This is a genomic window from Pelagihabitans pacificus, assembly GCF_009371985.2.
Classification (GTDB): Bacteria; Bacteroidota; Bacteroidia; order Flavobacteriales; family Flavobacteriaceae; genus Pelagihabitans; species Pelagihabitans pacificus.
This window is the reverse complement of record NZ_VIKU02000002.1, coordinates 186,980-207,483: the sequence shown is the minus strand read 5'-3', so window position 1 is coordinate 207,483 and position 20,504 is coordinate 186,980. Positions and strand designations below refer to the sequence as shown.

Here is a 20,504-nt window from a genome sequence, read left to right as displayed (position 1 = left end):
TTCAAATTTTAGCTACAAACTTAGCAATATTCACTAATCTTTAATAATAAGCCTTGTTATTAATCGTTAATTTTGGCAAGGCTTTTGCTTTCAGCGATAAGATGACAAAACAACCGATATTTATAGTATTCGTATTGTTCGGCCTAATGGGTTGGTCCCAAGTGAAGGAAGAACCGATCGATTCGATAGCCGAAAAAATGATAATCATTGAAGGTGACTCTATCCTAAGAAGCGCCATTGATTTGCCGGAAGTATATGTTTTCGGAAAACTTAAATTCGATGATTACCAGTCCAAACTTCGGTATTACATTCTTCGTCGAAAAACGATCAAGGTGTATCCGTATGCAAAAATGGCCGCGGAGCGGTTGGTAGAATTGAATGATAGTATCGATAAGATCAAAAAGAGACGCCATCGAAAAAGATATACTAAAAAAGTCCAAAAATACATCGAAGAGGAGTTTTCCGCGGAATTGAAAAAACTGACTAGGACCGAGGGACAGATTCTAGTGAAACTCATTCACCGCCAGACCGGGAGTACGGCCTTTGATTTGGTAAAGGAGCTCAGAAGTGGATGGAGGGCGTTTTGGTACAATACGACCGCCAAAATGTTCAGCATCAGCATCAAGGAAGAATTTCATCCAGACCAGGTACAGGAAGACTATCTCATCGAAGACATCCTGCAACGCGCTTTCGCAGCCAATCGCCTCCAACGACAGGAGTCGGTCTTGGATTATGATTACGCCACCCTTACGGACAAATGGGGTACCAAAGTCAAAAAAAATACCGATAAGTAAAGAAAAAGGAAAGATGGCATTCGTATAGGGCCGATGCCCTGTTACTGTAGTTCTTATTTTTTGCCAAAAAACGCGTCCATAATCGTTTTTATGCTTCGGAATCCCATAAATATGGCTCCGACGGCAAGGATAAAACCCAAGATCAGTACTGGCAAATAAAGCGGATGTCCGTCATTTTTGAAGGCTTGGTAAATAGTGAAAGGGGCAGTAAACATCAAGGCTACGGTATAGCCTAAAAATTTAATTCCTTTTAAAAGCAGTTCCCTGTTGGTCTTCATAAAGTTCCTCAGAAATTTTTCAAAAGTAGCGAATGCCCTTAATATCATCAAGAGTTTGGATTCAACTTTTAGGTCGAATTTTAAACATGGGATTGAAAAATGCTAAACCGTGATCGTGATGTTTCAGAATACACAATGATAAGGCATAGTACTTCATAGGTGCATACAAGTTGATGAAATGAAAAGTAGAAATACTATTGAAAGTTAAAGGTATACCGGTCTATTTCTGAAATAGCAAAATATCCAAAAGGGGGATTCGTCTTATCTGAAACATTTATAAAATTACCATAACTATTCGGGCGAGGGGTGGCAAAAGGTCCGGATATTGCAGGATTGCCTAGTTCCAGTAATATGTCCCAGTAGGTAAAGTAGGAGGGGTCTACTCCTTGGAGAATAACAGCACCGCTAAGCGTATCTTTTGAAGAGTTCTTCCTTACAGGATAGATTGAAAAACTGAACTGATTTCCATTAAAGAAACGATCATCGAAAAGTAAAGGTTCTTCGTAGGACGTCACAGTTGCCAAATAATAGTCTTTCCTGTCGGATAAATCCGTAAAATAAACCTTTAGTTCGGCCCTATCAAATTCGTCCAGTGCTATTGGTCCCAAGTTCACGATTGTATCAATAGATACCGTTCGTTGCCAGTGATTAGTAGCCCTGAATATTTGGTTTTTATGAAGAACTGTAAGTTCGTAGGACGCCATTTTATCGAAATCTGCCAGCGGTTGCTTTAATCGGTACAAACCGTTGGAAACATTTTTTGAATCGAATAATAATGTATCATTTGTATTAAGGTTGACAAGTATTATATCGGCATCATTAACATAATCAATGTTCTCTACAAAATAAGGATTGGAATATTGAATTTGAACAAAAACTCTAGTTATTCCCGATTCATCTCCATAAAATGTATGGATTTGACCGTCTATTACAATGTTTCTTAAGGTTTCTGAAAGCTCAGGCTCTATGACGTCTTCACAACCATAGAAACAAAATAATAGACACAGTATAAGTATAAAATACCTCATGATATCCAACAATCAAATTTTGTACCATAAAGCTTATTCTATCGTTAGGCTTTGGCTAAAGGTCTGGCTCACGGCAAAATAGCCTAGGGCAAAATTATTACTGTCTTCCACATTGTCGAATGTATCGATGTTGTCGATGTTCGTAACGTTAATGATATTACCTCTTACGGTAGCGGAAGGGGTTTGGAACGGCCCTTGGGAACCGCTATCGGCCTGCACGATCAATTGGTTCATATAGTTGTAAAATGATTCATCGATTCCAAGGATACTGATTTCCACCTCCATCCCCGGTATAACATCGTCATCGTAGAAATACGAAAATTCAAAAGTCTGCCCATTATAAAATTCGTCCTCGGTTACCAAGTACTCATCAAAATCAAAGTCAAAAAGGTAATAGTCATTTCGTTCCGCATCGTCGGTAAAGGAGATAATGACCTCTGTCTCCTCGCCACCAAAAAGGGTACCGTCGCCTTGACTTACTTCATCAATGGGCGAGGAAGGGGCAAATTCGGTTATGGCCAGATACCGTTGACCCTCGTGGGTGATACTTAGATTTAATTCCCCCTCAACAAGAAAACGTGTGTTGATGTTACTTTCGTAAACACCTGGCACGACCTCAGTCAGTTGCCTAACATTGGAATCAAGAGGGCCGCTGGGTACATAATCGAGATTCGTGATAGAAATGGATTCCAAATTGGCGGGGGATACTTCCCCGAAAAAGGAACTCGTGAGTTCCGCTTTTATGCGAACGGTCTGGGCTGTGGCCGTTGTGTCCGAGATTCTTATAAGACCATCTATCGCCAATCTGGGCGGTTCACTTGGGGTATCGACTTCTATAACGTCTTCACAGGATGTGATTACCAACAACAAACCCAAAAGTACGGAGAACAGTTTCATGTAGTTTAAAATTTAAAATTATAGGTTACAGCAGGGACGATTCCAAAAATAGAAGTTCGAATTGCTTCATTGACACCCGTATCTTGATTGCGCCTAAAATTAATAGAGGCGGCATTTCTTCTATTGTATACGTTATAAATGCTGAATACCCATTCCGTCTTCCATTTTCTCCCTTCGTTTTTCTTTGGTGTTAGGGTGGCAGCTACATCGATTCTGTGATAATCGGGAAGACGTTCTTTATTTCGTAATCCGAAATATGGTACCGTAAGTCCCTGAAATTCAAATTGTCCGATTGGGTAATTGGTAGGTTGTCCTGTTTGATAGACGAAATTGGTGTTGAAGTTCCACTTTTTGTTCAAATCATAATTGCCATAAAATGAAATATCATGGGTTTTATCAAAAGGGGTATTGTACCAATTGCCAAAATTGATTCCTGTTTCCAAATTCGACCGGCCGTTATCAACAGTGGGGGTTCTACCCGGAGTACGTTGTTCAGAACGGGAGAGCGTATATGCCAACCACCCTTGAAAACGCCCTTCGTTTTTACGCAGTAGAAGTTCAAGGCCGTAGGCACGTGCCTCCCCGTTCAGAATTACTTGTTCGATTGCATCGTTCGCGATTAGGTTTGCCCCGTCAATGTAATCGATGCGATTTTGAATATCCTTATAGAAAGCTTCCGTTTCCAGGCTATATTCGCCTTTCTTAATATTTTGAAAATATCCGATTGCATATTGGTCAAGTAATTGGGGCTCAACAAAGGGCCCGCTAGGGGTCCATACATCCAATGGCGTAGGGGAACTGGTGTTCGATAATAAATGTAGATACTGGGCCAACCGCGTATAACTGGCTTTTACCGAGCTACTGGGACCGAAGGTATATGATAACGACAGGCGTGGCTCAAAATTGGAAAAAGAGGCCAAGGTTTCCGATCTGCTCGAACTGAGTACCCCCGTTGGTTCGGCTTCTCGGTAAACGAGCGCCAAAGGGTCGAATTCGACGGGGTTGTCGTTGGCGTACGTAAAAAGTTCATCTTGCCCGAATCGGATAAAATGGCTGAACCGTAAACCGTACTGTACGCTAAAGTTGTCGGTAATGTCGTGCTCAATGTCGATGTACGCTGCCGATTCATTCGCATATTTTTGGGTCAGCTGTTCCTCGATGATTCCGGATTCGGGGCTGCTGGGTTCGATCTTTCCGGGATTGAAGGAATAATAAATATTGTTTAGGCCATAATTGATCTGCAGCTTATTGCTTAGATAGTGTTTTAAATCGTATTTTATGTTAAAGTTCCGGATACCGGAATTCCAGTCGAAACCTATAAAATCGAGCTTTAAACCGTAATAATAGTCCGAATATATCAAGGAAAGATTCGAAAACAGCTTATCCGAAAAAAGATGGTTCCATCGAAAGTTCCCCACGGCATTGCCGTACGTATTGACAAAGCTTTCACTTATACCGAATACATCCCTTCCAAAATAGCCGGATAAGTAGATACTATTACGTTCGTTGATATTGTAGTTGAGCTTGGTGTTCAAATCAAAAAAGTAAGCGGTGTTGTCTTGATCAAACAGCGGAAGGAACAAGTGGGCATAGGACCCTCTGCCACCCACTAAAAATGCCGCTTTGTCTTTTTTTAAGGGCCCCTCGATGAGCAAACGGCTCGCAACCGCCCCGATACCGCCATTTGCGTGTAATTCCTTACTGTTACCCTCCTTTTGAAAAATATCCAGTACCGAGGATAAACGCCCACCATATCGCGCCGGAATTCCTCCCTTGTACAGTTTAATGTCCTTGATGGCATCTGGATTAAAAACCGAAAAAAAACCGAATAGGTGGGAAGAATTGAAAATAATCGCCTCGTCCAATAAAATAAGATTTTGATCCACGGCCCCTCCACGAACATTAAAACCAGAGGCGCCTTCACCCGCGTTGGTCACGCCCGGAAGGAGAAGGATGGATTTCACTACGTCTGCCTCACCCAGTATAACCGGAATACTTTTAATGGTTTCCACTGATAGTGTGTTCACACTCATTTGTGGGGTGCGAATGTCCATCTTTTCCACATCTTCGGTGACCACCACTTCTTCCAGTTGTTCTGCTTCCTCGATCATCTGGAAATTGATTTTTAGATTTTGGGTAAGGGCGATTTCCCGAACGATATCCTTAAATCCTAAATAACTCACCAATACTTTGTATGTTCCCTCCGGCAGGGTAATGGAATAAAATCCATATTCATTGGTGGTAACACCCGTTCTTAATTCCGGAACGGCCACCGTTACCCCGATCAGGGTTTCGTTACTCGAGGCTTCCGATACGGTACCGCTAAGCGTAAATTTTTGTTGGGAAAAGGAAAGAAGCGTGAAATTTAGGAATAAAAAAAAGAGGAACTTGGTCGGTGCAGTCATTCGGTTCTATTTTTTATAAAAATAGGTATGAGTAGGAGTAGAAAGCAAGGCTTAACATTAATTTAGGAAAGACAAGGCCCCTACATCAGGGAAGGGGCCGACCAGAATAACGGTGATTAATTTTTAAATAGAACCGAGGATTCGATTAAAGGTTTCACTGGGCCTCATAACGTTTGAAATCATGGAATAATCGGGTTTGTAGTATCCTCCGATATCCTGCTTATCACCTTGTGCATCGTTCAGTTCCGATATAATTGAAACCTCATTTTCTTTCAATTGGCTTGCCACCTTGGCAAATACCGTCTTTAAATCGGCATCCTTCTCCTGCGATGCCAATGCCTCTGCCCAGTAGAGTGCCAGATAAAAATGGCTGCCCCGGGTATCCAGTTCCTTGACCTTCCTCGAGGGAGATCGATCATTGACCAAGAACTTTTCGGTTGCGCTGTCAAGCGCATCTCCCATGATCTTTGCTTTGTTGTTGTTGTACTTTTCCCCATAAAACTCCAAGGATACCCCCAAAGCCAAAAATTCACCCAGGGAATCCCATCGCAAATGACCTTCTTCCAAAAACTGCTCAACATGTTTTGGAGCCGATCCCCCGGCTCCTGTCTCGAAGAGTCCACCACCGTTCATTAGGGGAACGATAGACAACATTTTGGCACTGGTGCCGACCTCCAAAATCGGAAAAAGATCTGTCAGGTAATCACGTAATACATTACCCGATACCGAAATGGTGTCTTTTCCGTCTTTGATTCTTTTTAGTGTAAATTTGGTTGCTTCAACAGGGGATAAGATGCGGATATCCAATCCTGATGTATCGTGATCTGGTAGGTATCGGTTCACTTTCTTAATCAGTTCCCGATCATGGGCGCGATTTTCATCGAGCCAGAAAATAGCTGGCACTTTAGTGGCTCTGGCACGGGATACAGCCAGTTTTACCCAGTCCTGCACAGGAGCGTCCTTTACTTGGCACATTCTCCAAATATCCCCTTCGTCCACCGCATGCTCTAAAAGGGTGGTCCCCGAGGGTACATCCACTACTTTAACGATTCCTTCCTTCTTTATCTCAAAGGTTTTGTCGTGTGAGCCGTATTCCTCTGCTTTTTGGGCCATAAGCCCTACATTCGGAACTGTACCCATAGTAGTTGGGTCGAACGCACCGTGTTGCTTACAAAACTCGATAGTGGCCGTATACACCCCGGCATAGCTACTATCGGGTATTACGGCTTTGGTATCCTGGGATTTTCCATCCGCGTTCCACATTTGTCCGGAGTTTCGAATCATGGCGGGCATCGAGGCATCGATGATTACGTCACTGGGGACATGCAGGTTGGTAATACCCTTGTCCGAGTTTACCATAGCCAAATCCGGCCCTTCCGCAATGGCTTTCCGAATATCGTTTTCAATTTCAGCCCGCTTATCCGAATCCAATTGCCCCAATTTGTTCAAAAGAACCTCAAGCCCCTCATTGGCGTTGATGCCGAGAGACTTAAAAGTATTCCCATGTTTTTCGAATACTTTTGAGAAAAATACGCGTAGTGCATGGCCAAAAATGATGGGATCGGAAACCTTCATCATGGTTGCCTTCATGTGTAGGGAAAAAAGTACTCCCTTTGCCTTTGCATCAGCTACCTGCTCTTTCAAAAAGGCGACCAGTGCTTGTTTTCGCATGACCGTGGCATCGATAATCTCGCCCTGTAACAAATCGATTTTCTCTTTCAAGATTTCAGTAGAACCATCGTTCCGTTCCAGGATAATCCGTACCGAGGTAGGGGTGCTTAGCGTCATCGACTTTTCGTTCGATTTGAAATCACCGTCGCCCATAGTAGCCACATGGGTCTTGGAGTTGGAACTCCATGCTCCCATTGAATGTGGATTTTGCTTTGCGTAGTTTTTAACCGCCCTTGGCGCGCGACGGTCGGAATTCCCTTCCCTTAAGACCGGGTTCACGGCGCTCCCTTTAATTTTGTCATATCGGGATTTGATGTCTTCGGATTTTTCATCGGTTGCCTTTGATGGGTAGTCGGGCAGGGCGTACCCTTTGGATTGCAGCTCTGAGATCGCTTCCTTTAGTTGGGGAACGGAAGCACTGATATTGGGTAGTTTGATGATATTCGCATCGGGATTTTTGGCCATCTCCCCGAGTATGGCAAGGTCATCGGGCAGCTGTTGGTCTTTTTCGAGAAAATCCGGGAAGGCCGATATGATTCTCGCGGCTAAGGAAATATCCTTGGTTTCAACAGCGATTCCGGCAGTTTTGGTGTATGCTTTTACGATTGGCAAAAAGGACTGTGTCGCCAAAGCTGGTGCTTCATCGGTACGGGTATATAAAATCTTAGGCATTGAGTTCTGCGGTTTTTATTTAAAGCGCAGCAAATATACATTTAATGGGCTAAAAAAATGGCAGAAAACCCAACTTAAAAGGGTATACGAGCTAAAAAGCGGTGGCTTTGAACATCAGCCGAGGGCAGTAAAAATAAAAGCCATGTCATGGTACAAGTACACTGACATGGCTTTTTTGAAATAGCTAGTGAACTTTTTGTTCCGCCCTAAGGCAAAACTGCAACCATTGATTGCATCCACTTCACTATCTCCACGTTTAAGATATCTTTACACTTAATTTTTCAACCAAGTCGTAATCGATATCTATTCCCATTGACTTCATGTCTTTTTATCCAACCTGAAACCGAAGTTTCAAAAAAGATACAGTGTCATTCACAAAAAGTAACGTAAAAACCGATGTCTTTACCTTTTTGCTCGTTTTTTCTATTCTCTGTGTTTCCACCGAATCCTGAAAAAACTAAATCAACAGTATAAATTACGTGAACTTTATAATAATCAACTTACTTCGCTTTTGACGGCTTTCTTTTGATTACAGGGTAAATGTACTTTAAAACACGAGAGCGCCAAAATATTTAACAGATTTAAAATCAACAATATATGAACGTAGGATATTAACAATTGTTCATAAAAAATGCGCCCTGATTCTTTAGGGCGCATTCAAGTTGTTTCTGAGGCGAACTAAGAGCGAACTTCTTTGATGCGCGCTTTCTTACCAGTAAGTCCTCTAAAGTAGAAGATACGTGCCCTACGTACTTTCCCTTTTTTGTTCACTTCGATTTTTTGCAGTGCTGGCATGTTGATAGGGAATATACGCTCTACCCCAACAGTTCCCGACATCTTACGAATGGTAAAAGTCTCTGTTGCGCCGCTACCCCTTCTTTGGATGACCACTCCCTTAAAGAACTGGGTACGTGTTTTTTCACCCTCCTTAATTTCGTAATAAACCGTAATTGTATCACCGGCAGAGAAATTTGGGAATTCCTTTTTGGCTACAAATTCGTTTTCCACAAAATTGATTAATGATTCCATGATTCAAATTTACTGTTATGTAAAGAGCAACATTCACGATTTTCGTCAGCGGTTGATTTTACCGGATGCAAAAATACGCTATAATTGATAACCGACAAGTGTTTTTGTTCAATTTTTTGCCGTAGGCTCTATGATAGAAGGCTATTTCAATAGATCAGGACGAAGCCGTTCGGTTCGCTTCAAGGCTTGTTGTTCCCGCCATTCCTCGATTTTAGGAAAGTTTCCGCTCAATAATACTTCTGGAACCTTCATTCCTTTATAGTCGGCAGGCCGGGTATACACAGGTGGAGCTAAAAGTCCATCTTGAAAACTATCCGTAAGAGCCGAGGTCTCATCGTTCAGCACTCCTGGAATTAGTCGAATAATCGTATCGCAAAGAACCGCTGCCCCGAGTTCCCCACCGGACAGTACATAATCACCCAAGGAAATCTCCTTGGTTATAAAAGTGTCCCTCACCCGCTGATCCACACCTTTGTAGTGCCCACATAGGATGATAATATTTCCACAAAGCGACAGGCTATTGGCCATTTGCTGGTTCAAGGTCTGCCCATCGGGAGTCATATATATAACCTCATCATACTGCCGCTCTGATTTGAGCTCGGTAATGCATTTGTCAATGGGTTCTATCATGAGGACCATACCGGCTCCCCCTCCAAATTGATAGTCGTCGACCTGCTTATAGCTTTTATCGGTATAATCCCGTAGATTGTGCAGGTGAACTTCCACTAGGCCCTTTTCTATTGCTCTTTTAAGAATGGAAGCCTCGAATGGGCTTCGTAGGAGTTCGGGCAAAACAGTGATGATGTCTATTCGCATTAGAGATGTATTTTCCTGGTATTTAGGCGGTCCAAAAATAGTGAAAACAGTGCGCATCTTTTTTCCATCCTAACCGCTCGTATAACTGTTGTGCCGGATTATTCGTGGCCGTCTCCAGGGCCAACCCCTTATAGCCTCTCTCTTTGCAATGGGTCTTTGCCCTGTTGAGAAGGGCTTCCCCGATTCCTTTTTTTCGATGTGAATTCAAGACAAAAAGATCATTAAGAATAAAAACACGCTCCATGGATACGGATGAGAAAGTAGTATAGAGCTGTGTGAAACCGACGGCCTCTTGCTCATCGAGGGCAAGGAAAATCACCGATTCGTTTCTAGACATTCGTTGCTCCAAAAAACGAGTAGCGGCCGAAAGATTAGAATCTTGCCCATAGAATATCCTGTAGCGATCGAAAAGGGGGGCGACCTGTTCGATATGGTCTTTTGTGGCTGGGATAATGGTAATCATCTCGAGAGCAAAAAAAAACTCCTTTCGGAGCTTTTCGTTTTATTTTTGTTTTTTGTATTTGTTGATTTCATCCTGAAGTTGCCGGCTAATTTTTTGTTCCCGTTCCAATGCTCTTCGGCGATGATCTTCGTATTCTACCTCGAGTTCGGCGAGATTGGTGCGGGCCTCTTGGGTAAGGATGTTGCTTTTACGGAACTTATAAATAAAAAATAGCAGCGTCAACAACAAAGCGGCAATCATTGTCCAAAGAATGAAATTATAAGTACCTTTCGAAACTTGGATACCTAAAAATGACATACTGTCTTTTTCCTCGGTCACCGCGGCAAGGTTACCCGTAGTTTCCTCCAATTTTTTATTGAGTTCCTCGATCGTCTCTTCATTTTCAGAAATGGTCGATTTCAACTCAATTGTTTTCTTGTTGATCGCGTTTATGGTGTCGAGAACGTTCTTCCTTATTTTAAAGAGATTGGCTTCCTTGACTACCTCATATCGGACACCTTCGGCCCGATAATTACCGGATTTTTTGGCAATATAGTCAAACTGGCTGCTGATAGGTCCTTTGTCAAGCGATAATTCCGGTGCGTCGGCTTCCTGGGCAAATTGTAGGTTAACTGTCAACAAGGCGGTAAAAATAAATAGTATTCTTAAACCCTTCATGTCTAGTGCGGTTGCTAAGTATTAATAAATATGATTTAGAGGGGACTAAAGTAATCCAATAATATCAATTAAGAAAAAAATTTGACCACAAGCTATGTTTAAGACAAAAAACCAAAAGCGCGACCATTTAATCCCTTAAATTCTATATGTACGGAAATAGCCTTAAAAAAGATGTTGATCAAGACGAAAAATCCACTTAAGTCAATATTTAGTAATAGGTAAATCGTCTTACCTTCGCGATATATTTTGCCAATCGAATCACCTGATGGGAATAACCGTATTCATTGTCGTACCAGATATAGAGTACGATATTTTTTCCGTTTGGCGAGACAATCGTAGCGGTACTATCATAGATAGCCGGTGCGGAGGTACCTATGATATCGGATGAAACTACCTCTTTGCTCAAAGAATACTTGATTTGCTCGACCAGATCGCCCTCAAGGGCATATTTTTTCAAAATGGTATTGATGCTCTCAACGGAAGTCTTGCTTTTTATCTCAAGATTAAGTACGGCCAAAGAGCCATTGGGTACCGGAACTCGGATTGCATTAGAGGTCAGTTTGCCCTTCAAAGCCGGTAAGGCCTCGGTAACTGCCTTTCCGGCACCGGTTTCGGTAATGACCATATTTAATGCCGCTGCGCGACCTCTGCGATATTTTCCGTGCATATTGTCCATCAGGTTTTGATCGTTCGTATAGGCGTGTATGGTCTCCAAATGCCCTTTTGAAATTCCAAGGGAATCGTCAATCACTTTTAAAATGGGCGTAATGGCATTGGTAGTGCAGGAAGCCGCCGAAAAAATGTCGGTTCCATCCGGATCGTATTTAAGGTGGTTGATTCCGTGAACGATATTGGGCACCGATTTGCCGGGTGCTGTGAGTAATACTTTCGAGACCCCTTTCGATTTAAGGTGTCTTGACAGCTGGTCCCTGTCTCGAAATACTCCCGTGTTGTCTATGACCAGCGCATCGGTAATGCCATACTTGGTATAATCAAGGTCTTCCGGTGTATTGGCACTTAATACGTATACAGTGGTACCATTAATGATCAATGCCCCTTTTTTTGCATCGATATTCACGGTTCCCATAAATTGACCGTGAATTGAATCGGCACGTAGTAAATTGGCTCTTTTCTCGAGTACTTCCTCCGTAATCGGTCCACGAATGACAATCGCACGCAAGCGGAGCTGATTGCCCTTTCCGGTTTTTGCCATTAGTTCGCGGGCTACTAAACGCCCAATTCTTCCGAAACCGTACAGAACGACATCCTTCGCCTGTAACTCATCGACCTTGCTGGCCCCCTTGAGTTTATCGATTACGAAACCCTTTACCTCTTCATAACCATTGTCATCGGAATGGTATTCATAGGTTAATTTTCCAATATCCAATTTGGAAGGGGGTAGGGGTAGGTCGTTGATTGCCCTTAGTATTTCTACGGAATCGAAAATAGAGATCGGCTTTTGCACAAATTCCCCCGCATATTCATGTAAGTTGATAATATCGCTGACATTCTTATCGATCACCTGGTTTTTAAATAAGACAACTTCTATCGATTTATCATACCAGAGGTCACTGGTCAATTTTATGAATTCGGTGGTCGCTTTTCTTCTATCCGCCTGAAAGGCCAATTCTTTTTCATAAGAACTTATCTGTTCCATTAATACAGTAATTTATCGGTTAAGATTGTGGCTGCAAAACTAACTTTTTCAAACGTTTTCGTATAGCATTTTAAAATAAAAAACGCCCCTGTATGGAGCGTTTTTTCGAGCGACTATTCTTTATTGAAAAATAATGCGTTCACGTTCCCCGTCTTCATTGAGAATCGTAAGACTGGTAGTCCCATATCTGGAAATTTGACTAAACAAATTTTTCGCATCTTCTTTATCTTCAATTTTTTCGTCGTCGAGCCCTATTAAAATCTTTCCTTCTAGGCCATACCCTTTGAGCCGCTCCGGAACATCGGTGATTTTGACACCTTCTTTGATCTTGAATTTCTTTTGATCCTCTTTCGACACGTCTTTCACCGTTAACCCAATCATAGGTAATTGAATGGTCTGCACCTCCTTTAAGGTCACGTATGCGATTATTTCCTCGCCGCCTCTGTCTACTTTTACCTGTATTTTGTCGCCAGGTCTTTTAGAGGAAATATATCCCGTTAAATCAGGGAACTTGCGGACCCTGATATTGTCAACCATCTTGATTACATCCCCCTCCTTTAAGTCGGCGTCATCGGCCCCCGAATCTTCCTCAATCTTATTGACATATACCCCATCTACCTCACTTAATCCGTTTTCGAGGGCATAACTGCTATTCGGTTGAACCGAGCTGATACCAAGTACCCCTTTTCTAACATTTCCGTACTCCATGATATCCTCAACGATCTTTTTGGCTATGTTGCTTGGTATGGCGAAAGAATAGCCCACGTAGGAGCCCGTTTGGGAACTGATTGCGGTATTAATGCCTACCAAATCCCCATTTGTATTCACCAAGGCCCCACCACTGTTGCCTGGATTTACTGCGGCATCGGTCTGTATAAAGGATTGGTTTCGTCCTAAGTTACGTGCCTTGGCACTCACAATTCCAGCGGTAACGGTCGAAGTTAAATTAAACGGATTCCCCACGGCCAACACCCACTCGCCGATCTTGGTATTGTCAGAGTCACCAAAAGCCAAATAGGGTAACGACTCCTCTGCATCGATTTTCAAGAGCGCTACATCGGTTGTGGGATCGGCACCAACGAGTTCCGCTTCGTACGTTTTGTTATTATTCAAGGTTATTTGTAACTGACTTGCCTTGGCAACCACGTGATTATTGGTGACGATATAGCCGTCAGGAGTAATGATTACCCCGGAACCCGTGCCTACCTGGGCCCGTTGACTTCCTCCTGAACCATAGAAAAAATCCATCAAGGAGGTTGGCCCTGAACTTACGGCAACATTCTTCACATGTACGACCGCATTTACTGTCTTTTCGGCTGCAATCGTGAAGTCGACCTCATTGATGCCAGCTCCCTTGGCAGAAGTGGGAGTATAACTTGTATTAAAGGTGGTCGGCTGATTGGCTTCCGTAACAAGGGCATAATTTGGCTTTTCAATGAAAAGTTTATAGGCTCCAAGGGTGATTGCCCCAGCAAATATGGAAACCAACAATAAGCTGCTTATTTTTTTCATAATTCAAGACTGTTTACTTGGGATTTTAAAGGTAAAATTAACAGATTTCCGTATGTTTTATGAGGGGTTTAACGACTTTTTAACGGCTAAGGTTTCGTTAAATAAAGTCCTATCTTTGTCGTTCAAAATTCAACATGCTACTTCAGTTTTATAAATACCAAGGAACGGGGAACGATTTTGTCTTGATCGATAATCGCACGGATTTCTTTCCCAAGAACAATACCAAACTGGTTTCTTCTCTGTGCGACCGACATTTTGGTATCGGGGCAGACGGCCTAATTCTTTTGGAGAATGATTCCGAAGCGGATTTTAAAATGATCTACTATAACTCCGATGGCAACCCGAGTAGTATGTGCGGAAATGGTGGGCGATGTTTGGTTGCCTTTGCGAAACTTTTAGGTATTATTGAGGATAAGGCATCTTTCAGCGCTACCGACGGTTTGCATACGGCTACCGTTGATAGTGCCAATAGGGTGTGTCTTCAAATGCAGGACGTACCCCATGTTAGACAAAAACCCAATTACACATTTTTGGATACGGGTTCACCGCACCATGTTCAGTTGGTGGAACAATTGCAGGAATTCAACGTTAGAAAAGAGGGTGCCAAACTGCGTTTTGGGTTGTACGGCCAAAAAGGAAGCAACATAAATTTCGTGGAGCCCGACCCTGGCGAAGGTTTTTCGATCCGTACTTATGAAAGAGGTGTTGAAAATGAGACGCTATCGTGTGGTACCGGTGTAACTGCGGCAGCATTGGCAATGCACCATTCGAAAGTTACAGACGCCACCAATATTATATTACATACGCTTGGCGGGGATTTGGAGGTTACATTCGAAAAAGATGGAGAGGGATATAAAAACGTGCACCTTACCGGACCTGCACAATTGGTTTTTAAGGGGGAAATCATATGCAGCGACTGAAAGGACGACATATTTATCTGAGGGCATTGGAGCCTACCGATCTGGAATTCTTGTATCAGCTGGAAAACGACCCTACAATTTGGGAAGTTAGCGGTACGATAACACCCTATTCAAAACATGTATTGCGCCAGTATCTGGAAAATGCTCATCGGGATATCTACGATGTGAAACAGCTGCGATTGGCAATTTGTTCCCTGAAGGATGAGGTTTTAGGATTAATAGACCTCTTTGATTTCGATCCGCAAAACCGTCGGGCAGGTGTTGGCATCGTAGTGAAGGAAACCGCAAATAGAAATAAGGGGGTAGGGGGCGAGGCCATTTCGTTGTTGATCGATTATGCCTTTGCCACCTTGGACCTAAGGCAACTATTTGCCAACGTTGGGGCCGACAACGAGGTTAGTCTGCACCTTTTCAAAAAGCTGGGATTTTCCCAAGTAGGCGTGAAAAAAGATTGGATTTTTGAGAACGGAGTCTATAAAGATGAAATTTTATTTCAAAAAATAAATAGTTAAATGTATATCAAGAAGATTTTATTGGTCATAGTGGGCTTAGGGGTTATTGGCGGAGGAATGTTTGCGTACAAGGTGTATACCGCTATTTTTTCGCCCAACACCCGTTTTGAAGCGCCTGAGCAAGTTGTCTTTATACCTTCCGATGCGGACTTCGACCAAGTAAGGGATTCATTGAGGCCCTTGCTAACCGATATGATATCGTTCGAGCAACTTGCAACCAGGAAAGGCTACGCGGCAAACATAAAGGCAGGAAAGTATGTCATTGCCAAAGGTATGAATAACAACCAGATCATCAATTCACTCCGCAGCAATAACATTCCAGTGAGGGTTTCATTTAATAATCAGGAGAGAGTAGAGAATTTAGCGGGCCGGATCGCGGCCCAGATAGAGGCCGATAGCGTTTCCTTGGTCAAGGCGATGAAAGACCCTGATTTTTTGGCGGCCAATGATTTGACCGAGCCTACCCAATTGGCCATTTATCTTCCCAACAGTTATGAGTTCTTTTGGAACACCTCTGCCGAGAAATTCAGAGATCGAATGCTAAAGGAATACCAGCGCTTCTGGACTCCTGAACGCGTGGAAAAGGCTAAAGAACAGGGGCTCACCCCCAATGAGGCTATTACTTTGGCGTCGATTGTACATAAAGAAACTTCAAAGATAGACGAGCGACCACGCGTGGCCGGTTTATATTTGAACCGGTTGAAAAAGAACAATGCCCTCCAAGCAGACCCGACTGTCATCTACGCATTGAAAAAACACCAAAACGATTTCGACTTGGTTATTAAGAGGGTGCTTTATAAAGACCTCGAAATAGATTCGCCCTATAACACCTACAAATACGCCGGTCTGCCTCCCGGACCGATAACCATGCCCGATATTTCAGCTATTGAAGCGGTCCTTGATCCCGAGGAACACGAGTATTTGTACATGGTGGCCAATGTGGAAAATTTCGGCTACCACAAGTTTGCCAAGACATTGGCGCAGCATAACCGAAATAAAGAGCAGTACATCCGATGGATAAATTCCCAACAGATCAATCGATAACAGGTCATCCAACTTTTGGGGCCTGTTAACTAAATTTGGCTTTTTTTAACGAATTCTTACCGACCATAGCCCCTATCCAAACGTATCTTTGTAAAGTGAAAAAATGTAAGCAGTCTCCTTCGCAGGAGTCGTTAGTCTTATTAAAACGAGAATATGGGAAGATGTGTAATTTCTTTTTGCGCGCTTTTGGTACTATTGTTTTTGATGAGTTTTAATCTAGTTTCATCTAAAAAGGTAGAAGTGCCTGACAATCTGAAGGTTACTTGCCCGTCCGAAGTTATTTATCCTAAGAAGAAAACGGTTTTTAACGCTACCATGGTGACTCCACCATTTTTAGGAAGTTCCTACATCGGGTTTAAGGAAGCGCTGGCCTTTAAAGAGTCTCAAGGCAATTATTTTACGACCAATACATTGGGTTATTTGGGAAAATACCAGTTTGGTATCGGCACCTTACAGCTAATGGGGGTGTATAGTGCAACGCGCTTTTTGAACGATCCAGTACTTCAGGAAAAGGCTTTTTATACCAACATGGCCAGAAACAAATGGATACTTAGAAGGGATATAGACAGATTTGTCGGAAAGCGAATCAGAGGTGTGGAAATTACCGAATCGGGTATGTTGGCAGCAGCTCACCTTGCGGGGCCCGGTAACGTCAAAAAATACCTTCGTTCCTGGGGGCGGGTCGATGTAGCGGATAGTTACGGTACGACCATTGCCCATTACATTCGAAAATTTTCTGGCTACGATCTATCCTATGTTGCTCCTAGGCGTAATCCAAAGGTGTAATTATGACCATTTGACTTTTTCAACGAATGTTCCCTCTTTGAGTGGAGCCCAAATATGAAAATGGAACGTTCCCTGACATGACAATGTCGGGGTTTGTTTTTTATGGCGGTACAACCACCTTCAACTAGTTATCCCTGGATAATAAAAATAGCGGGTCTCTTATGAAAGTTTGGCGTTTCGGTACGCCATTTCCCCATGGGTTTAGTGGCAATATATTCGGTCGATAGCGTTATATCACAGGCGATGCACAATAGGGTGCCGGTAGAAAGGGTTTTACAAAGTTCGGCGAACAATTTGTCGTTTCTATATGGGGTCTCAATAAATATTTGGCTTTGTTGAAGCTCTCTAGACCGTTTCTCCAAAAGTTTAATAGCACTTTTTCGTTCGTTGGCCTCGATGGGCAAGTATCCGTTGAATGCGAAGTTTTGACCGTTCATACCGCTGGCCATTAAGGCTAGTATAATGGAGGAGGGTCCGACCAAAGGCACGACCTGGATGCCCTTTTCATGGGCAATTTTAACTACCGCCGCACCGGGGTCCGCTATTCCTGGTGAACCGGCTTCCGATAGTATACCAACGTCATAGCCGTCGAAACATGGTTTAAGAAAACTCGGGATCACTTCCTCCTCGGTATATTTATTCAGCACTTCGAGATGCAACCCGGGCTGCGATTTTCTGGGACTTATTTTTTTGATGAATCGTCTAGCAGATTTCTCATTTTCGACGATATAATGGTCAACTTGTTCAATAGCTCGCTTAATTGAGATGGGTAATACTTCTAGGGGCTCTGTATCCCCCAACGTAGTGGGAATCAGGTATAATTTGCCCCGAGCGGTTGGGTCCTGGGCCATCTAATTTTTGTTTTCTAGTTGTTTGGCAATATGGTCGCAGGCAACATCAATGAGCATATATACATGCTCAAATCCGTCCTTGCCTCCGTAGTAAGGGTCTGGTACTTCGTTGGTTCCTAAATCTACCGATTCCAAAAGCAATCGAACTTTTGCTACCTGGGCTTTCGTCTCGGCCAATTCCAAGATATTTTGGAAGTTACTCCGATCCATTGCAAAGATCAGGTCAAATATGTCAAGATCTCTTCGGGTTAATTTTCTACATCGCTGCCTGCTGATATCCAATCCGTATTTCGCCGCAACGGCAATACTACGTTCATCGGGCCTTTCCCCGATATGATATCCACCAGTACCCGCCGAGTCGACCGAAACGAGCTCCGGGTCTACTTTGCTTTGGAGCAACCCTTCGGCCAATGGCGACCTACAGATGTTTCCAAGGCATACCATTAAGACTTTCGTGGCCATTAAGTTTTAGGAAAATTTCTTGGTAAGGTCTTCGATATACTTTCTGAACTGTTTATCGGTCTCGGCCAAGTTATCCACCGTTTTGCAGGCGTGCAGCACCGTTGCGTGATCTCGTTTGCCTATTTGTGAACCTATGCTCGCCAAGGAGGCTTTGGTGAACTTTTTCGCGAAGAACATGGCCAACTGTCTTGCTTGTACGATGTGTCTCTTTCGCGTTTTGGATTGTAAAGTGGCCACGTCCATCTCGAAATAGTCGGAAACCACTTTTTGAATATAGTCTATCGAGACCTCCCGTTTGGTATTCTTGACAAATTTTTCAACCACCTGCTGCGCCAGTTCCAACGTTACTTCCTTCTTATTGAACGAGGACTGCGCAATGAGGGAAATAATGGCACCTTCCAGTTCCCTTATATTTGTTTTGATATGTTTGGCGACATATTCAACAATATCATCGGGCATCTCTACCCCATCGCGGTATAATTTATTCTTAAGAATCGAAATCCGTGTTTCATAATCAGGATTCTGCAGCTCCGCGGAAAGCCCCCATTTGAACCTCGACAAAAGCCGCTGCTCGATATCCTGCATGTCAACGGGCGCTTTGTCCGAGGTTAGGATGACCTGCTTCCCGTTTTGGTGTAAATGGTTAAAAATGTGAAAGAAGACATCCTGGGTACCTGATTTTCCGGAAAAGAATTGGACATCATCAATAATCAAGACATCGATGAGTTGGTAGAAATGGATGAAATCATTTCTGGTATTCTTTTTGACCGATTCGATGTATTGTTGGGTAAATTTCTCTGCCGAAATGTAAAGTACGGTTCGTTCTGGATATTTATCCTTGATTTCGACCCCAATGGCGTGGGCCAAATGGGTTTTTCCAAGTCCGACACCACCGAACACCAATAAGGGATTGAAAGAGGTTCCGCCAGGCTTATTGGCAACCGCCATACCTGCAGACCTCGCCAAACGATTCGAGTCACCCTCGAGAAAGTTGTCGAAATTATAATTTGGATTGAGTTGTGATTCTATTTTGATGTTTCGGATTCCCGGAATCACAAATGGATTCTTTAACTCGGGATTTTTTGATTTAATCGGAACATCCATTTCCTGAGCGGTCATATTTCCCCTGTTCGAACTTGGTATTTTTTCGGTAAAGGGCTCCCGGTTCCCGTATGTATTTTCCATCTTGATAATGTACACCAATTTGGCGGTATCGCCCAATTCTTTGGTAAGGGCTACCTTTAGCAATTTTACGTAGTGCTCTTCGAGCCATTCGTAAAAAAATTTACTCGGAACTTGAATGCTCAAAGCATTGTCGGAAAGTTTTATTGGTTTAATGGGTTCAAACCATGTTTTGAATGCCTGCGGTTGGATATTATCTTGGATAAAGGCCAAACAATTGTTCCATACGGAATTTGCAGTAACACTCATTCTGAACTTTTCTTATTTTGTTGGTTAGTTTCTAATCAGTAGGTCGAAAAGAGGTCGGAGCAAACCTCGGTTTCAAAGTGGGACAAATATGTGAACAAAAAATCTAAAAAAAAAATCAAAAGCTATTGAATTTACGCTTTTTTTTTCCCATGTTCCGGAGCCACTTCGGACATTTCTAAATATATACTTTTTAAGCCAAAAAATATGGATTTTAACGAAATTTCTTTTCGGGTACGCTATTCCGAAACCGACCAGATGGGAGTGGTATACCATGGGAATTATGCGCAATATCTAGAGATGGGCAGGGTAGAGTGGTTAAGGCAGTTTGGCATTTCTTACAAGAGCATGGAGGAAAGGGGGGTGATGCTTCCGGTAATATCCTTACATGTCGATTTTAGAAAATCCGCGGTGTACGACGACTTGCTTCGAGTTCGTACCCGTTTGATAAAAATACCTACTGTAAAAATCGAATTTGAATTTGAAATCTATAACGAAAAAAACGAACTTCTGGTCGAGGCGCGCACCGTTTTGGCATTTATTGATCGACAGACCAACCGCCCCATTAGATGTCCCGATTACTTGATGGAAAAAATTCGTACCGGGTAAAGATCTTGAAAGG

Annotated in this window: 20 protein-coding genes; 6 read left to right on the top strand and 14 right to left on the bottom strand. The window is 42.9% G+C overall.

The window, feature by feature from the left end; translation table 11 throughout:
* Positions 1-101: 101 nt before the first annotated feature.
* The gene (locus FK220_RS08315; RefSeq protein WP_152574291.1) at positions 102-794 is read left to right on the top strand and encodes a DUF4294 domain-containing protein; all 693 of its coding nucleotides are present in this window, start codon (positions 102-104) and stop codon (positions 792-794) included.
* Positions 795-847: 53 nt separating this feature from the next.
* Here FK220_RS08315 and FK220_RS08310 read toward each other — a convergent pair whose 3' ends face one another.
* From FK220_RS08310 to FK220_RS08260, 11 genes are all read right to left on the bottom strand, one after another.
* The gene (locus FK220_RS08310; protein WP_152573853.1) at positions 848-1,072 is read right to left on the bottom strand and encodes a DUF6095 family protein; all 225 of its coding nucleotides are present in this window, start codon (positions 1,070-1,072) and stop codon (positions 848-850) included.
* A gap of 194 nt (positions 1,073-1,266) precedes the next feature.
* Complete coding sequence (locus tag FK220_RS08305) at positions 1,267-2,100, bottom strand: DUF4249 family protein (RefSeq protein WP_152573852.1); 834 nt, start codon at positions 2,098-2,100, stop codon at positions 1,267-1,269.
* 33 nt (positions 2,101-2,133) lie between these two features.
* Positions 2,134-2,997, bottom strand: a complete 864-nt coding sequence (locus FK220_RS08300) for a DUF4249 family protein (RefSeq protein WP_152573851.1) — start codon at positions 2,995-2,997, stop codon at positions 2,134-2,136.
* 5 nt (positions 2,998-3,002) lie between these two features.
* Positions 3,003-5,402 carry a TonB-dependent receptor gene (locus FK220_RS08295; protein WP_152573850.1) on the bottom strand — a complete coding sequence of 800 codons (2,400 nt, stop codon included), beginning with the start codon at positions 5,400-5,402 and terminating at the stop codon, positions 3,003-3,005.
* 123 nt (positions 5,403-5,525) lie between these two features.
* The gene (locus FK220_RS08290) at positions 5,526-7,745 is read right to left on the bottom strand and encodes an NADP-dependent isocitrate dehydrogenase (protein WP_152573849.1); all 2,220 of its coding nucleotides are present in this window, start codon (positions 7,743-7,745) and stop codon (positions 5,526-5,528) included.
* Between the two features lie 678 nt (positions 7,746-8,423).
* Positions 8,424-8,774 (bottom strand): 50S ribosomal protein L19, encoded by a 351-nt coding sequence (gene rplS, locus FK220_RS08285; RefSeq protein ID WP_152573848.1) that lies wholly within the window; start codon positions 8,772-8,774, stop codon positions 8,424-8,426.
* A gap of 141 nt (positions 8,775-8,915) precedes the next feature.
* Positions 8,916-9,590: a tRNA (guanosine(37)-N1)-methyltransferase TrmD gene (trmD, locus tag FK220_RS08280; RefSeq protein ID WP_152573847.1), complete on the bottom strand. Its 675-nt coding sequence runs from the start codon at positions 9,588-9,590 to the stop codon at positions 8,916-8,918.
* Positions 9,591-9,612: 22 nt separating this feature from the next.
* The gene (locus tag FK220_RS08275) at positions 9,613-10,053 is read right to left on the bottom strand and encodes a GNAT family N-acetyltransferase (RefSeq protein ID WP_152573846.1); all 441 of its coding nucleotides are present in this window, start codon (positions 10,051-10,053) and stop codon (positions 9,613-9,615) included.
* 39 nt (positions 10,054-10,092) lie between these two features.
* Positions 10,093-10,710 carry a tRNA (guanine-N1)-methyltransferase gene (locus FK220_RS08270; RefSeq protein WP_152573845.1) on the bottom strand — a complete coding sequence of 206 codons (618 nt, stop codon included), beginning with the start codon at positions 10,708-10,710 and terminating at the stop codon, positions 10,093-10,095.
* Positions 10,711-10,918: 208 nt separating this feature from the next.
* On the bottom strand, positions 10,919-12,367 hold the full coding sequence (locus FK220_RS08265) for a glyceraldehyde-3-phosphate dehydrogenase (RefSeq protein ID WP_152573844.1): 1,449 nt from the start codon (positions 12,365-12,367) through the stop codon (positions 10,919-10,921).
* Between the two features lie 120 nt (positions 12,368-12,487).
* Complete coding sequence (locus tag FK220_RS08260; protein WP_152573843.1) at positions 12,488-13,879, bottom strand: S1C family serine protease; 1,392 nt, start codon at positions 13,877-13,879, stop codon at positions 12,488-12,490.
* Positions 13,880-14,013: 134 nt separating this feature from the next.
* Between FK220_RS08260 and dapF the strand changes: the two genes are divergently transcribed.
* The 4 genes from dapF (at position 14,014) to FK220_RS08240 (ending at position 17,141) form a co-directional block, all read left to right on the top strand.
* Positions 14,014-14,799: a diaminopimelate epimerase gene (gene dapF / locus FK220_RS08255; RefSeq protein WP_152573842.1), complete on the top strand. Its 786-nt coding sequence runs from the start codon at positions 14,014-14,016 to the stop codon at positions 14,797-14,799.
* The gene (locus tag FK220_RS08250) at positions 14,787-15,311 is read left to right on the top strand and encodes a GNAT family N-acetyltransferase (RefSeq protein WP_152573841.1); all 525 of its coding nucleotides are present in this window, start codon (positions 14,787-14,789) and stop codon (positions 15,309-15,311) included. The genes dapF and FK220_RS08250 overlap by 13 nt, the downstream gene beginning before the upstream one ends.
* Complete coding sequence (gene mltG, locus FK220_RS08245) at positions 15,312-16,355, top strand: endolytic transglycosylase MltG (RefSeq protein WP_152573840.1); 1,044 nt, start codon at positions 15,312-15,314, stop codon at positions 16,353-16,355. It begins immediately after the preceding gene.
* A 153-nt stretch (positions 16,356-16,508) separates the two neighbouring features.
* A complete protein-coding gene (locus tag FK220_RS08240) occupies positions 16,509-17,141 on the top strand; it encodes a hypothetical protein (protein WP_152573839.1) in 633 nt (210 codons plus the stop codon).
* A gap of 128 nt (positions 17,142-17,269) precedes the next feature.
* Here the strand turns inward: FK220_RS08240 and FK220_RS08235 are convergent, their stop codons facing one another.
* From FK220_RS08235 to dnaA, 3 genes are read right to left on the bottom strand one after another with little or no spacing between them, the layout of a single operon-like run.
* Positions 17,270-17,992: an SAM-dependent methyltransferase gene (locus FK220_RS08235; RefSeq protein ID WP_152573838.1), complete on the bottom strand. Its 723-nt coding sequence runs from the start codon at positions 17,990-17,992 to the stop codon at positions 17,270-17,272.
* On the bottom strand, positions 17,993-18,454 hold the full coding sequence (locus FK220_RS08230; protein ID WP_152573837.1) for a low molecular weight protein-tyrosine-phosphatase: 462 nt from the start codon (positions 18,452-18,454) through the stop codon (positions 17,993-17,995). It lies immediately after the preceding gene.
* A gap of 6 nt (positions 18,455-18,460) precedes the next feature.
* Positions 18,461-19,885, bottom strand: coding sequence for a chromosomal replication initiator protein DnaA (gene dnaA / locus FK220_RS08225; RefSeq protein ID WP_152573836.1), 1,425 nt, complete (start codon positions 19,883-19,885; stop codon positions 18,461-18,463).
* Between the two features lie 204 nt (positions 19,886-20,089).
* Between dnaA and FK220_RS08220 the strand changes: the two genes are divergently transcribed.
* A complete protein-coding gene (locus FK220_RS08220) occupies positions 20,090-20,491 on the top strand; it encodes an acyl-CoA thioesterase (RefSeq protein ID WP_152573835.1) in 402 nt (133 codons plus the stop codon).
* Positions 20,492-20,504 lie beyond the last annotated feature (13 nt).